Origin of the sequence: Pseudomonas nitroreducens (assembly GCF_024170165.1) — a bacterium.
GTDB lineage: Bacteria > Pseudomonadota > Gammaproteobacteria > Pseudomonadales > Pseudomonadaceae > Pseudomonas > Pseudomonas nitroreducens_C.
The window spans coordinates 361,013-374,558 of sequence record NZ_JALJXP010000001.1 but is presented as its reverse complement, the minus strand read 5'-3'; the positions used below and the strand labels follow the sequence as shown (position 1 = coordinate 374,558).

Annotated in this window: 14 protein-coding genes; 5 read left to right on the top strand and 9 right to left on the bottom strand. The window is 65.4% G+C overall.

The window, feature by feature from the left end; all coding sequences use genetic code 11:
* Genes J2T47_RS01630 through J2T47_RS01610 form a run of 5 tightly spaced genes read right to left on the bottom strand, consistent with a single transcriptional unit; the run spans position 1 to position 6,719 of the window.
* Positions 1-1,422 carry a hypothetical protein gene (locus J2T47_RS01630; protein WP_253441849.1) on the bottom strand — a complete coding sequence of 474 codons (1,422 nt, stop codon included), beginning with the start codon at positions 1,420-1,422 and terminating at the stop codon, positions 1-3.
* A 20-nt stretch (positions 1,423-1,442) separates the two neighbouring features.
* Positions 1,443-2,882, bottom strand: coding sequence for an ArnT family glycosyltransferase (locus J2T47_RS01625; RefSeq protein WP_253441848.1), 1,440 nt, complete (start codon positions 2,880-2,882; stop codon positions 1,443-1,445).
* Between the two features lie 13 nt (positions 2,883-2,895).
* On the bottom strand, positions 2,896-3,723 hold the full coding sequence (locus J2T47_RS01620) for a class I SAM-dependent methyltransferase (protein WP_253441847.1): 828 nt from the start codon (positions 3,721-3,723) through the stop codon (positions 2,896-2,898).
* 39 nt (positions 3,724-3,762) lie between these two features.
* A complete protein-coding gene (locus tag J2T47_RS01615) occupies positions 3,763-5,274 on the bottom strand; it encodes a glycosyltransferase (RefSeq protein WP_253441846.1) in 1,512 nt (503 codons plus the stop codon).
* The gene (locus tag J2T47_RS01610) at positions 5,271-6,719 is read right to left on the bottom strand and encodes a glycosyltransferase (RefSeq protein WP_253441845.1); all 1,449 of its coding nucleotides are present in this window, start codon (positions 6,717-6,719) and stop codon (positions 5,271-5,273) included. Before J2T47_RS01610 ends, J2T47_RS01615 begins: the two co-directional genes overlap by 4 nt.
* Before the next feature lie 282 nt (positions 6,720-7,001).
* Here J2T47_RS01610 and J2T47_RS01605 point away from each other — a divergent pair, with 282 nt between their 5' ends.
* From J2T47_RS01605 to J2T47_RS01585, 5 genes are all read left to right on the top strand, one after another.
* Positions 7,002-7,199 (top strand): DUF1127 domain-containing protein, encoded by a 198-nt coding sequence (locus tag J2T47_RS01605; protein ID WP_253441843.1) that lies wholly within the window; start codon positions 7,002-7,004, stop codon positions 7,197-7,199.
* 94 nt (positions 7,200-7,293) lie between these two features.
* On the top strand, positions 7,294-7,614 hold the full coding sequence (locus J2T47_RS01600) for a DUF2388 domain-containing protein (RefSeq protein WP_081518914.1): 321 nt from the start codon (positions 7,294-7,296) through the stop codon (positions 7,612-7,614).
* Between the two features lie 106 nt (positions 7,615-7,720).
* Positions 7,721-8,014 carry a DUF2388 domain-containing protein gene (locus tag J2T47_RS01595; RefSeq protein WP_253441841.1) on the top strand — a complete coding sequence of 98 codons (294 nt, stop codon included), beginning with the start codon at positions 7,721-7,723 and terminating at the stop codon, positions 8,012-8,014.
* A 37-nt stretch (positions 8,015-8,051) separates the two neighbouring features.
* On the top strand, positions 8,052-8,387 hold the full coding sequence (locus J2T47_RS01590; protein WP_017517696.1) for a DUF2388 domain-containing protein: 336 nt from the start codon (positions 8,052-8,054) through the stop codon (positions 8,385-8,387).
* Positions 8,384-10,342, top strand: a complete 1,959-nt coding sequence (locus tag J2T47_RS01585) for a DUF7844 domain-containing protein (protein WP_253441839.1) — start codon at positions 8,384-8,386, stop codon at positions 10,340-10,342. Before J2T47_RS01590 ends, J2T47_RS01585 begins: the two co-directional genes overlap by 4 nt.
* Before the next feature lie 111 nt (positions 10,343-10,453).
* Here J2T47_RS01585 and J2T47_RS01580 read toward each other — a convergent pair whose 3' ends face one another.
* The 4 genes from J2T47_RS01580 to speB all read right to left on the bottom strand — a co-directional run bounded on the left by J2T47_RS01580 (position 10,454) and on the right by speB (position 13,545).
* Positions 10,454-10,855 (bottom strand): GFA family protein, encoded by a 402-nt coding sequence (locus J2T47_RS01580; RefSeq protein ID WP_253441838.1) that lies wholly within the window; start codon positions 10,853-10,855, stop codon positions 10,454-10,456.
* Positions 10,856-10,870: 15 nt separating this feature from the next.
* The gene (locus J2T47_RS01575; protein WP_253441837.1) at positions 10,871-11,593 is read right to left on the bottom strand and encodes a phytanoyl-CoA dioxygenase family protein; all 723 of its coding nucleotides are present in this window, start codon (positions 11,591-11,593) and stop codon (positions 10,871-10,873) included.
* Positions 11,590-12,513 (bottom strand): LysR family transcriptional regulator, encoded by a 924-nt coding sequence (locus tag J2T47_RS01570; RefSeq protein WP_253441836.1) that lies wholly within the window; start codon positions 12,511-12,513, stop codon positions 11,590-11,592. Before J2T47_RS01570 ends, J2T47_RS01575 begins: the two co-directional genes overlap by 4 nt.
* A gap of 75 nt (positions 12,514-12,588) precedes the next feature.
* Positions 12,589-13,545 carry an agmatinase gene (speB, locus tag J2T47_RS01565; protein ID WP_253441835.1) on the bottom strand — a complete coding sequence of 319 codons (957 nt, stop codon included), beginning with the start codon at positions 13,543-13,545 and terminating at the stop codon, positions 12,589-12,591.
* Position 13,546: the final 1 nt, after the last annotated feature.

Genomic DNA, 13,546 nt, shown 5'->3' with positions numbered 1-13,546 from the left:
TCAGGGTGACGGCAGGGGCTTCAGCTGTCCGTCCTGATCGATTTCATACTGCGCGACATCACGCGCAACGAACTCCAGATTCGGGTAGCGAAGCGGCAGTACAACCGCGAACGGCTTGTAGACACGCAACCAGTCGCCGTAGACGTACAGGGGCAGGTTACCCTCGGCGATCCGCACTGGGCGATCTGCCGGCAACTCATCCAGGTTGGCCAACAATCGCGTCATGTAATGATGCGCCTGCTTGTGAACCTCTCCGTACTCAATGAACTGAGCCTTTGCCGACAGGTAGGCCAGCAACGGATAAAGGACGGCCAGACCGATTGCCAAAACTCCTGTATACCGGCCCCTGATACCTTCGCCGCTGTATTGTGAACTTGACGGGTTCAGAATCAGGCTGAAGAAGATCACTGGCAGAAAGAGCACTTCAAAGTAGTAGCGTGGAATCCCCGCCAGATAGGCGCCGAACATCTGCCCTCGGGACGAAACGCCGATCACCAGGAAATTCAGAGCCACCAGCCCCAACAGTACCAGCCAGTAGATCAGGTTCTCCCGGCGCTTCAGGCAGGTCACCAGCATGACCAGCCCCCACGCCACCAAAACCCCTCCCCCAACCAGACTCCATGGGCCTGGCTGCCGGAGTACCAGCAGATCAGCCATCGTGCGCATGAAGGCCAGGGTGATCTCGACGGCGACGGAAATCGATGCGGTACCCGCCGGCCGAGTTACCGGCGCATAGAGCACGTACCAGACAACGTATCCGATGACAGCAAGCAACATCGAGGCGCCGACCGCATAGCGTCGCAGCACGGCAAATCCCAAGCGCCAGCTCAGACAGAACTCCAGCGCCAGCACATAGACTGGAATCAGTACAGCCTTGCTGTAGAAACCGAAAGCCAGGACAAGGCAAGCCCAGGCAGCAACAAGCTGGCGCCAGCGATGCTGTTCTCGATATCCCAGATAGAAGTACAGACAGGCAATACTCAGAAGCACGTAGGGAAAACGGTGTATCCCGGCGCTCCACCAGACCAGCAATGGCAGCAGCAAACTGTTGCACGCGAAGACTACGAGTAAGGTCGCATTCCAGGGACCGGGGCGCAGGCGCCCCAGTAGTAGCGCGAGCAGCAAAGTGGCGGCGAGTTGAAACGCCATCAGCACAGCCACCGCGAGATCAAAGTTCAGCGGTGCGAGCCTCAGCAGGAGCCAGCTGAACAGCCGGTGCAACGGCACAAAGTGAACATCGATCGGCGTGAACAGGTACTGCAGGAACGACATCGAACCGATCAGCTGGAAGTGATCGTAATCGTCCCCGATGAAGTAGCTGTTCCTCAGCGCATATCTCGCCGTCACCCAGGCGAACGTCAGGATGACCAGACCGACGACTCCATTCATCCAGAGCGCTGGCGACCGCTGAGCGGCAGCCACTGGCGTTCCCTTCATATCCATCATTTACCTTGCGAGATGATGCTGCAGCCGGTGTCCTGGCTCTTGCGTGGATAACCATCCCAGTCGTACACCGCCAGATAGGGCGGGAACAGCGCGCTATCGCAGAAGACCCGGTAGTCGTTGGTCCGTGGCGGGGAAACCTGGGTCATGCTGTGCCCGGAAATACTCCAGCGCGCTCCGGATTTGGCGAACTCATTGAAGAAGAAAGGCTCGACACCGGAATAGCCGAACGAGACCGTTGCCCCCGGCGGCAACGCCGCGACCCACGCACGAACTTTTTCCACCTCCTGGGTCGCCAGGAACGAGCGGTGCAACAAGGCCGCACGCGGCCACATTGGCTCGAACTGCGGAGTACGAGCCCAGGAATACTGCCCCAGCGGGAAGAGCAGCGCCACGGCCAGCACAGCAGCCGCACCACGAGCCCAGACGCGCCCTTGCAGACCCTGAATACTGTGGAGCAACCCCAGCAACACCAGCCAGATGGCGAAGACCTGCGCGAAGCCGTACCACATGTTGTGCCCATTCAGGAACAGCGCCAGGAAGCCCGCGCCATAAAGCGACAGCATCACGTCCTTGCCCAGGTCCCGGCGCACGACCAACTGCACCAGAGCCAACAGGAACAGTGAGCCCACCTTCAGCCAGCCGCTTGGGCCATCCATGACTGGGGAACCCATCTTGAAGGCGAACTGGAATCGCATGTCGTCGGCGAAAGCACCAAGGTGCTTCACGGCGAAGAGTCCGTATGCCAGTAGCGATACCGCCGCCAGTACCAGCATCAGCAGCTCCAGCGGGCGAATCAGCAAATCCTCGCGCCGCAGGATCTTCCAGGCGACGAGCAGGGCATAGGGTGGAAGCATGTAGACCGCGTTGAAATGAACTATCGCCCCAAGCAGCACCAACGCCAGTCCCAACCCGGGACGATCGCGCAGCATGGCCCAGAGTGAAGCCAGGAAGATCAGCGTGTAGAAGGCCTCCATCCGCGCCATATTGGAGATGGCAAGCGTATAGGGCGAGAGGAAGGCAGCCAGCGTCAGCAGCACCGCGATACCGGCTTTCCAGCCGTCCAGACGCAGGCTGCGCAGGATGCCCAGCGCCACGCAGAAGCTGCCCAGGTACAGCAGCGTCGACACCCAGCGCGCCAGCTCGAAGCTGTAGCCGAACACCTTGAAGATACCGGCCAGCAAGAGCATATAGCCTGGCGGCATCCACATGACGATGCGCTCGGCGTTGAGTCCATAGACGAAGAAGCTGCCGGTTCGACTGAACTCGAAAGCTTGCGACGTGAAGGCTGTCTCGTCGTTCCAGGGAATGGGGAACTCGAAGCCCATTCCAACCCGAACCACCAGGGCTGCCAGCAGCACCAGCAACGCAGCCGACCACTGCCCATATCGCCCACCGAGCCAGCTCAGCAAGGTGCCGATACGCGTAATCCCGATCATTGCTGCATCCTTGTCAGAGCGGCTTGCGCGCAATGATCGCCTGGCTCTTGGGCATCGCCTTGTCCAGGGCCTTCTTGATCCGCGGCCCGTCTTCGGTCGCCAGCAGCATGTTCCAGGTGCGCGTCCAGCTATCGAGCAGCGGGTGCCAGGGCGGCGACAGGTCCTGCTTGCAGGCCCAGAAGAAGAACCACCACACCGACCAGTAGAAGCCGTAGTGCGCCTGACGTTCGATGACCAGGCCCGAGTCGCGGATCAATTGCTCGAAGGCTTCGCGCTCGAAGACGCGGATATGGTTGGGGTGCTCGAAATAGGCAGGGGGAGCCAGCTCCTTCTGTACGCTTTCACCCAGCGGATCGGGCACGGTGATCAGGTACAGCGCGCCGGGTTTGCCGACGCGGACCAGTTCGCTCATGAACTGCGCCGGGTCCTCGACATGTTCCAGCACCTCCATCGCCACGACCTTGTCCACCCGCGCATCAGGCAAGGGAATCGGATTCGCGTCGGTGACCAGGGGCAGCATCGCGCGGGCATTGGAGCCCTGCAGTGCGCGCTCGACGCCGGCTACCTTGTCGGCATCGATGTCGGCGAAGATCACCTCGGCGCCACGCTGGGCGCAGAACTGCACGAAGGGACCGTCGCCACAACCGATATCCAGGACCGAGTCCTGCGCACTGATCGGAAAGCCCTCGAACAGCTCATCGGTTTCCTGCTGAAACCAGCCGCTGAGGTAGGTATCGGTCAGCGTCGACAGGTCCTCCGTCGGCGCGGCAGGCGGCACGGCCTCCTGCGGCTGGGTAACGGGCGCCGGCTTGCGCCCCAGGCTCTTGATGAACTCCAGCATGTCAGCTCCCGCTATGACTTCGTATGTGCCGCAGCGCCGTCAGGCGGCGCCTGCGGCCAGAAACGCCTGGAGGCGGCCACGACCGGCCTCCAGCGAACAGTGCGTACGCATTCTTTCCATCGCCGCAGCCGACATGCGCGCATAGCGCTCCGGTTGCTGCGAATAGCACAGGAAGGCGGCGCGATAGGCTTCGACCAGCGATGCCCAGTCGATCTGGTGCCGCAGCGTGCGATACGCCAGCCGCGGATCGTGCGGCCAGGCAGTCGCATCCAGCCAGGTCGCCACTTCGAAGGCGACGCTCGCGTCGATGTAATCGACCATCGCGGAATGGCGTGGTGCAACCGCCGGCTTGCCGCAACTGAGGAACTCCATCAGCGGCAGGCACTGGCCCTCTCCGTGGGAGGCATTGACGATGTAAGCGGTATGACGGATCAGCTCGTCGAACTCGGAACGATCCAGATAGCCGTGCAACAGGACGACACGGCACTGGAAGGCCGGCATGCGCGCCATGCACATCAGCATGTCGTTCATCGCCGACTCGTACTCGTGGTGGCCCAGCTTGAACAGCAGCGTGGCTTCGGGCGTATCACGGAAGGCGCTGCAGAACGCGGTGAGCATGTCGACCCAGTTCTTGCGACCATCGTAAGGGTTGAACACGGCCGTGAAGACCACGCCGGACAGGGTCAGCCGATGCTCGCCGAATGGCAGCGGCGGCATCGCCTCTTCATCCACTTCAACATCCGGCAGACCACCCGGCTCCACCGGGTTGGGCGGCTCCATCCGCGCCGGTGCAGGCTCGGCGGCAACCGGTACGACCGGCAGCGGCGCTCGCCAGGCCAGGCGGTACCACTCGACCAGGTAGCGCAGGGTGATACGCGCCAGAGACTGCCGCACAGCTGCGCTGGGTTCCGTAGCTTCGGGCTTTGTCGCCGCCACCGGCAGCTCCCGCGCGCGCGCGCTGGCAACAGCGCGGGTGACTGCATCGGCGTTGGGGAGGTAGGGCGCAAGCGACAGGTCATGGGTATCCATGACCACGCCCGAACGCACTGTCAGGGTCACCGGCTCGCTGGGCAAGCCCGCAGCCTGCTCGCGCAGGCGCGCAAACTTGTCCCACACCGGCGCCGGAATGGAGACCACCGGAAACGCCGCGCCCAACTCGGCATGGGTCGCCTCGACGGTGAGCCCGGAGTGGGTGATGGCACGGCCACAACGCTGCAATACCGCCGCCCAGTTCTGCCGGTCATCCTCAAGCCACTGCTGGTTGGGGATGGAGTCGAACTCCCAGGCGAACACCGGAATGGTCGGGCACTGCAGGTCCAGCGGCGTCTTGTGTGGCGGCGTGAAGCTGAGGAAAACACACTGCTCGCCTTTGTCGAGAGCCTGCCGATAGAGGGCATCCACCTCCTCGACCTGCTCCACCACGGTGACTTCCCCCAGGCCGCGCAGCAGCGGGAGGAACTCCTTGAGCACGAAGTAGTAGCTGTAGTCCGGCAGCCCCAGGCTCGACTCGATGCGCGCGCTGTTGACCTCGGAGTGAACCAGGAACCTCATTCCGCCATTCCTCCCGCGACACGGGCAGGCGCCCGTACCGACCGATCGGGGTCCAGGACATCACCGATGAAGACTTCCAGTGCGCCCGCCACTGTCTTCAGGGAGCTGAACGCCTCCATGCGCGTGCAGGCCGCGCGGGACATCTGGGCATAGACCTGGGGCTCACGGATCGCCACTGCATGGCTGCGGCGGAACGCCTCCATCAGCGACTGCCAGTTCAGCCGGTGGCGGTGCGTGACCAGCATGCCGGTGGGATCGTGGGGCCAGCAGGTCGGCTCCAGGGCACCCTCGACAACGAACGCCATGCGTTCGTCCAGGTAATCGGCCATCGCCGTATGCCGTGGTGCCAATGCAGGTTTCCCCGCACTCAGGAATTCCATCAGCGGCAGGCACAGGCCTTCGCACGACGAGGCGTTCACGTAGTAGTCGGTGGCCGCGACCATCGCCTGGTACTGGTCGTCTTCGAGGAAGCCGTGCAGTACGACCACCCGGCAGGAAAACGGAGCCAGGCGGGAAAGCAGCGTCATCAGGACGACCCGGTAATGCTCCAGATTGTGGTGGGTCATTTTCACCAGCAGTACGGCATCGGGCGTATCGCGGAACGCCCAGCAGAACGCAGTGATCAGGTCGATCCAGTTCTTCCTGCCGTCCGCAGGATTGAGGACGGTGGTGTAAACCACTCCATCGAGCACCACTTCGCGAATGGTGGATACGGCCACGACCGGAGCGCTGGCCGCAGGCACCTCCGGCGCGCCGAAGACCTCCCGACGCCAGCCATCGAACAACTGCCGGCCCGTCTCGAGCCGCAGCTTCCAGCGCGAGGGCGCAGCGGGTGCGACGACGACCTCAGGCACGGGAGCGGGGACCTCAGCGCGGCGGACCAGGCCATCGGCACTCAGGCCCAGCAACGGACTGTCGATGACGACGCCCGAGAACGGGATGCGCCGCTCGCCCTGAGCCGGACGGACGGGTGCGACCTTGCCTGTGCCGAAGCGCTCCCAGATCGGAGCGGGCGCAGCCAGTACCGGCAAGTGACGATGCTGCTCGGCGACCAGGGCAGCGGCCTCGCGGCTCGTCGCGATGGCGCCCTGTACGCGTTCGAAGACATGACGCCAGTCGTTGCGAGGGTCACCCTCCCAGGCAACGTCGGGCAGGCTGTCGAACTCCCAGGCGAACAGCGGAATGGTCGGGCAGCGCAGGCCCAGGGGCGTCTGTTGCGGCGGGCTGACGCTGATGAACACCACCGGCCGGCCGGCCGCATGGTGCTGATCATAAAGAGCGTCGACCTCGGCGATGCTACGTACTTCGACCACCGTGCCGATCGCCTCGAAGGCTGGCAGGAACTCCTTCAACAGGAAGTAGTAACTGTATTCCGGCTTGCCCAGCGAGCTGTGGATGGTGTCCTGGCTGATTTTCGAGCCAATGAGAATAAGCAGATCCATCATGCGGACGCAGGCCCCGTTCCCGCGCTGTTTTTGTTATGGCACAACCGGTCGGACCGGTGCGTTTTTCAAGGAAGACATGCATAGCACCAGTTCTTCGAGGCGCTGGCAAGCATCCGGATACATTGAGTACAGCTGAGGCGATAACGGGGCCGTACAGTTGTGAAAGTCGCAGAACTGACCCGGAACAATCCTTCCTGCCTGTGACTGGAGAGTCATTGCCGTGCAGCCTGATCATGTCCTCCCATACCACTCGCCCCCCGACAGGAGCCGGAGGACACCGTCATGGAACGCACCCTCGCCCGATCGGCAATCGCTCCGCTCGCCGGGACGCAGCACAGCCTCTGGCAACTGCTGCGCCAGTGGCACCAGAACGCCCGCACCCGTCGTCAGCTCGCCGAGCTGACCAGCCTGCAGCTGGCCGACCTGGGTATCAGCCCCAGCGATCGCGTGAGAGAAATCTCGAAACCATTCTGGCGCTGAATGCTGGTGACGCCGGTCAGTCTTGGCTAGTCTGAGCACAGTTAGAGTGGCCGCCCCGGCCACCTTTGCCTGGCCTTACTCCGGAGCCACTCCCATGAAGAACAGCCTTCGCCTGATCGCTGCCGCCGCCCTGATCGGTTGCGCCACCGGTGCCTACGCCACCAGCTTCGTCTACACCACCGACCTGTCGGTACGCGCCACCGGCGCCACCTCTGACGGCACCTCGGACCTGAGCAACTCCTTCAAGGACGACAAGATCGTCCTCGAAGCCCGCGACGACGCGGCCACCTTCGTCGCCAGCCAGGGCCAGATCCGCGGCGCACACCTGGAAGCCGCCCTCGCCCACATCCGCAGCAAGCTGCCGACCCTGGCCGCCAACGACCAGCAGCTGGCCCAGGCCATCCTGACCATCTGATCGGCTGAACCCTCCGCGCCGGGTGCCCCGCCCGGCGCTCCGCGCTGGCTCTCGCCCGCGCATTCCGTTAGCCTTGGCGGCCGTGCTTTTCCGATCGTCCGAGCCCATGCGTACCTTGCTGTTACTGCCGCTGCTGCTGACCTGCTCCCTGCCCGCCTGGGCATTCGACCAGACCACCCAGTTCCCGGTAGCGACCAGCTACGCCACCAGCCAGGTCACCAGCGCGCCCTTCGACAACAAACTGCTGCGCGGCGCCCGCGACGACGCGGCGCAGTTCGTTGCCACCGATGGAGCCCTGCGCGGCGCCCGCCTGGAGGCCGCACTGCACTGGCTGCGCCAGCGTCATCCGGAGCTGGCGGCAAATGATCGGGAACTGGCCGAAGCAATTCTTGCCAAATAAGTCGTGAGCAGCTCCCGCTGCCCTTTCGGAGACATCCATGCGCCTCAGCTCGCTTTCCAAGAGCCCCCTGATCCTCGGCCTCCTGCTGGCCGCCTGTGCCTCCACCGCCCAGGCCCAATCGGTGGTCCGCGTATTCAACATCACCACCAATGCCTTCGCCCGCAGCATCGACTTCACCTCGGACACCACCACCTCCGTGCGTGACATGAAAGTCGTCCGCGAGGCCCGTGACGATGCCGCCAGCTATGTCGGCAGCGACGGCGCGATCCGTGGCGCCCAGCTGGAAGCCGCGTTCAAGGTGCTGCGCGAGCAGGTGCCGCAGGCGCGCGAAGCCTCCGACCAGGACCTGGCCGAAGCCATCCTCGCTCTGTGAGACTCCGGGCTGGCCGCTGGCTGGCGGCCCTGGCACTGCTAGTCGCCGCCAGCAGCCACGCCTCGCTCCGCCTGGAGCTGGACGCCGACGGGCTGAACGCCGCCCAGCGCCAGGCCAGCCAGCAACTGCTGGACGAAGCCCTGCACACCCTGCCGGACAGCTTCGTCCAGCGCCTGGACCGCAGCGTCCAGGTGCAGTGGCGCAATGACCTGCCCAGCAATGGCATGGGCCGCACCCTGCGCCCCGGCGCCATCGCCCTGAATACCCGCTATCTCGGCCCGCTCACCGACGGCAGCGCCGCCACCGAGCAGACCGGTCGCACCCATGGCACCCTGCGCCGCGAACTGCTGGCCACCCTGCTCCACGAGCTGACCCACCTCTACGACCGCGCACACCTCTGGGATACCGACGAAGGCCGGCTGATCCGCCGCTGCACGATGCGCGAAAAGAGCCTCGGCCGCGTCGGCGCACCGGACGATTGCCGTGGCCAGACCGGCCGCCGCTTCAGCCTCTCGGACGACCCGCGCCTGCTCGATCTCGCCGGCTGGCCGCAATACGCCGGCAAGCATGGCGAGCGCGAACAGCACAACCGCTTCCTGCTGCGCAGTCCGGACCGCTACGAGCTGACCAACCCGCGCGAGTACGTCGCGGTGAACATGGAGTACTTTCTCCTCGACCGCAGCTTCGCCTGCCGCCGCCCGGCGCTGTATCGCTACTACGCAGAACGCTTCGGCGAGCGCCCCCACGACGAATGCTCGACCCGGTACGCCTACCTCAACGCCGGCCGCGACTTCGGCCGCCAGCCGCTGGGGTATCTCGACCCGGAGCGCGTCTACGAGGTCGACTACCTGATCGCCGAGGCCAACAACGAGATCGCCAGCCGCTGGGGCCACACCATGCTGCGCCTGGTGGTCTGCGCGCCGGGTCGCCCACGCGGTCCGGCCTGCCGCCTGGACCTCGACCAGCACCTGGTGCTGTCCTACCGCGCCTTCGTCGGCGACCTGCAGCTCTCCAGTTGGGACGGCCTGACCGGCGCCTACCCGTCGCGCCTGTTCGTGCTGCCGCTGTCCCAGGTGATCGAGGAATACACCAAGGTCGAGCTGCGCAGCCTCGCCTCGATACCGCTCAGGCTCAGCCGCGACGAAGTCGCCAGCCTGGTGGAGCGCTCGGCGCAGAGCCACTGGAGCTACGACGGCAACTACTACTTCCTGTCCAACAACTGCGCCGTGGAGACGCTCAAGCTGCTGCGCAGCGGCATCCAGCGTCAGAGCCTGCAGACCCTGGACAGCATCACGCCCTACGGCGTACTCGGCCTGCTGGAGAACAAGGGCATCGCCGACGCCAGCGTGCTGGACAACCCCAAGGAGGCGCTGCGCCTGGGCTATCGCTTCGACTCCTTCCGCGACCGCTATCAGGCCATGTTCGACGTGCTGAAGCAGCGCATGCACGTCCCGCAGGACAAGGTCGAGGACTGGCTCGCCCTCCCCGCCGTCGAGCGCCGCCCGTGGTTCGACAAGGCTGACCTGCGCTCCAGCGCCGCCCTGTTGCTGCTCGAACAGGCCTCGCTGCGCCGCCAGCTGCTGCTCGCCCAGGACGAGCTCAAGCGCCTGTACCTGAGCAACCCCGACGCCATGCAGAGCAAGCCGGACCTCGCCGCAGCCGGCAAGACGCTGCAGCAGATCCTCGACGACAGCGGCTTCCTCAGCCGCCCCGCCGAGTTGCTCGACGGCGGCTACGGCCTGCCCCAGGCGCCGGAGACGGCGACCCTGGAGAAGCAGACGCAGCAGCGCCAGCAGCGCCTGCGCCAGCTCAGCGACAACCTCGACCGCGAAGTCCGCGCCCTGCTGACACCCGAGCGCCGTGACGAGCTGGCCGCGCTGGAAGCCAACACCAAGCAGATCGGCGCGCACCTGCGCGAACTGCACAAGGCATCGGGCGGGCTGGAGCTGCCCTGACTCCAGCGCTGGATTGCCCAGTTTCGTAGGAGCGGACTCTGTCCGCGATAGGCCCGCATCGCGCCGGAAGCCATCGCCGATGAATCCGCTCCTACGCGTGGTACGTCGGAGCTAGAGACGCTCCTCCCACTCCTCTTCCAGCTGCTCGTCCAGGTGAATCCACGGCAGCCGGCTCTTCACCCAGATATGCCGATCCGGCACCACCGTGGCGACTTCATCCAGCGTTGCCGTGGTCAGGTCGAGGGTCTCCGGTGCGTGGTCAGTGAAGAGCGCCAGCTGCGCGCCGCAGTGGCGGCAGAAGTAGCGGATGCAGGATGCCGAGGAGCGATACTCGGCCGGCGTCCCGAGGGTCCAGCGGAAGCGGCCCAGAGGCACCGTGGCCCAGGTGGTGACGATGCCGCCGGTGGTGCGCCGGCAGATCGAGCAATGGCAATGGGCGACGTCCGTCAGCTCGGCATCGCACTCGTAACGCAGCTGGCCGCAATGGCAGCCGCCGGCATGTACAGCCTTCATCAGTGTGTCTCCCAGTCAGTCGTACTCGGCCGCCTCGTGGTCGCCCAGCAACCGGCGTTGTCGCGGCGTGCAGGCGTCGAGCACCTCGCGGTTGAAGGTCCAGTCCAGGTAGGGCGAGAACTTCTGCGCGACCATCCGGCGCCCATAGTGCACTTGCAGCAGGTAGCGGGTGCGCTCAATCAGATTACGGCTGCCGGCGTGCCACAGGTCGCTGCGGAACAGCAGGCAATCGCCCGCGCGGCACAGCACCGGCTCGGCCATCCGGCCTGACCATTCGCGCTCGTCCGGCGCTGGCGCACGGCCCGCCCGATGGCTGCCGGGAATGACCCAGGTCGGGCACAGCTGTTCATTGATGTCATCGAGATAGACCTGCGCGGTGCAGATGAACATCGGCAGTTCGACGCCCGCTCCCGGCAACGCGACCGGCAGGTAGTCCTGGTGCATCTCGGCGCCGATGAAGCCGGGATGGCAGCGCCAGGCGGTCTGGCCGATCACGTGGCAATCCGCGCCCAGCGCCGCTTCCGCCAGCTCGATCAATCCCGGCGGATCGAGAAAGGCCAACCACCGCGGGGAACGGTTGAACACGCACTTGTAGTGATCCACCAGCCCCTCGTAGTCCCAGTGCAGCGGCCGCAGATCGTCGATCAGCGAGCGCACTTCGACCACCTGTTCGGCGTCCAGCAGGCCGCGCAGCAGGACGAAACCGTCCTCGCGCAATGCCTGCAGGCCGCTGCTCATGCCGGCTCTCCACTGCCCAGTTCGACCTGGGCTCGCTCCAGGGCATCGAGGAAGGCCCCCAGCACCTCGCCCGGCTCGGCGCCCTGGCGTGTCACGCAATGGAACTCCGAGACATAGGCCAGCTGCGCCGGGCGAATCGCCCGCAGGCGATCCTCGGCGACCCACTCCGCGGCGTAGTGCGTGGGCAGGTAGCCGATGAACGTACCGCTGAATACCAGGTTGGCGATCGCCTCCATGCTGTAGGCGTTGGTGGCACGGCTGAAGATCAGTCCATGGGGCCGCCGGCTCTCGGTCATGTAGCCACGGCCGACGTACTCGGCCGCGCAGATCTGCTCCAGGGACGGCTCGTCCTGCACGGACTCGAAGAACGGGTGCCCCTGGGCGCAATAGAGGTTCTGCTCCTCGCGGAACAGCAGCTGGTAGCGCAGGCCCGACAGGCGATGATGGAAGGCGCCGATGGCCAGTTGCAGGCGCTCTTCCAGTACAGCGTTCTCCAGCTCGTCCGGGCGCTGGGTGTGCAGGTTCAGGCGCACCCGCGGATGCCCTTCGCGAAACAGCCGGAGCGCCAGTGGCAGGGGCCAGCAGCGCTGGCCGAGCACGCCATCGACGCAGCCCAGGTGCAGCACCTCGCGGTCGCGGCCGCCAAGGCCGGTCACCTGCTCGCGGAAGCGCTCGATATCGACGAACAACCCGAGCGCCGCCTCGTACAGCTGCTGCCCTTCCTCGGTGAGCTGGAAGCCGCTGCTGCCGCGCCGGCACAGCGAATAGCCCAGGCGCAGTTCGAGGTCGCGAACCAGCACGCTCAGCCGTGACAGGCTGGTGTTCAGGCGCACCTGGGCAGCGGTGAAGCCGCCCGCCTCGACGATGGTGCAGAAGGTGCGCAGCAGGCGCAGGTCGATATCGGAAAGGTTGCCCAGCATGGGAGTTCTCGTGGCGACGGGCGCAGGCCTTTTGTTATAGCGCCGAGCGCGCCGCCCCGTGAACCCCCAGGGTGGTCAACGGCGTGCGGCGACCGAATCGGCCAGCACGCAGAGCAGCTCGAACATCATGGTGGCGCCCACCAGCGCGGTCGCCCCGCCCTGGTCGAATGGCGGCGAAACTTCCACCACATCAGCGCCGATCAGATTCAGGCCCTGCAGCCCGCGGATCATGTGCTGTGCCTCCAGCGTGGTCATGCCACCGATCTCCGGCGTGCCGGTACCGGGCGCGTAGGCCGGGTCGAGCACGTCGACGTCGAAGGTCACGTAGGTCGGCCCCTGCCCCACCACCCGGCGCACTTCGGCCAGCGTGGCGGCAACACCCAGGTCGGCGAACTCCTCCATGTGGATCACCCGGATGCCTTGCTCATGGGCGAAGGCCTCGTCGTCGGCGTCATAGATCGACCCGCGAATGCCGATCTGCACCGTGCGCTTCGGGTCCAGCAAGCCTTCCTCGATGGCGCGGCGGAACGGCGTGCCGTGGGTGTAGGGGTTGTCGCCGAAGTAGCGGTCGTTGGTGTCGGAGTGGGCATCGAAGTGCACCATGCCGATGGGCCTCTCGGCGGCCAGTGCGCGGAAGATCGGCAGGGTCACCAGGTGATCGCCGCCCACCGACAGCGGAACGGTTCCGGCAGCATGAATGCGCCGGTAGAAGCCCTCGATCTGCTTGAGCGAATCGAGCAGGTCGATGGGGTTTACCGGGGCGTCGCCGATGTCGCCGATGCGCAGCAGGTCGTAGGGCGCGATGTGGCTGACGTGGTGGACCTTGCGCATCAGGCTCGACTGGTTGCGCACCTCGCGCGGGCCGTGGCGGGCGCCGGCGCGATTAGTGGTGCCGCCGTCCCAGGGCACGCCAAGCAGGGCGATATCCACCTGCGCCGGGTCTTCGAAGATCGGCAGGCGCATGAAGCTGGGGATACCGGCAAAACGCGGGATCTGCGCGGCGTCCAGGGGTTGCGGGAAGTCATGGGGCATG

Bases quoted from the DNA above. Each gene is read 5' to 3' on its own strand.
- J2T47_RS01575 (WP_253441837.1), bottom strand. From the start codon at position 11,593: ATGAGCAGCGGCCTGCAGGCATTGCGCGAGGACGGTTTCGTCCTGCTG.
- J2T47_RS01600 (WP_081518914.1), top strand. From the start codon at position 7,294: ATGAAGAACAGCCTTCGCCTGATCGCTGCCGCCGCCCTGATCGGTTGC.
- J2T47_RS01570 (WP_253441836.1), bottom strand. From the start codon at position 12,513: ATGCTGGGCAACCTTTCCGATATCGACCTGCGCCTGCTGCGCACCTTC.
- J2T47_RS01615 (WP_253441846.1), bottom strand. From the start codon at position 5,274: ATGAGGTTCCTGGTTCACTCCGAGGTCAACAGCGCGCGCATCGAGTCG.
- J2T47_RS01605 (WP_253441843.1), top strand. From the start codon at position 7,002: ATGGAACGCACCCTCGCCCGATCGGCAATCGCTCCGCTCGCCGGGACG.
- J2T47_RS01595 (WP_253441841.1), top strand. From the start codon at position 7,721: ATGCGTACCTTGCTGTTACTGCCGCTGCTGCTGACCTGCTCCCTGCCC.
- J2T47_RS01620 (WP_253441847.1), bottom strand. From the start codon at position 3,723: ATGCTGGAGTTCATCAAGAGCCTGGGGCGCAAGCCGGCGCCCGTTACC.
- J2T47_RS01590 (WP_017517696.1), top strand. From the start codon at position 8,052: ATGCGCCTCAGCTCGCTTTCCAAGAGCCCCCTGATCCTCGGCCTCCTG.
- J2T47_RS01610 (WP_253441845.1), bottom strand. From the start codon at position 6,719: ATGATGGATCTGCTTATTCTCATTGGCTCGAAAATCAGCCAGGACACC.
- speB (WP_253441835.1), bottom strand. From the start codon at position 13,545: ATGCCCCATGACTTCCCGCAACCCCTGGACGCCGCGCAGATCCCGCGT.
- J2T47_RS01625 (WP_253441848.1), bottom strand. From the start codon at position 2,882: ATGATCGGGATTACGCGTATCGGCACCTTGCTGAGCTGGCTCGGTGGG.
- J2T47_RS01580 (WP_253441838.1), bottom strand. From the start codon at position 10,855: ATGAAGGCTGTACATGCCGGCGGCTGCCATTGCGGCCAGCTGCGTTAC.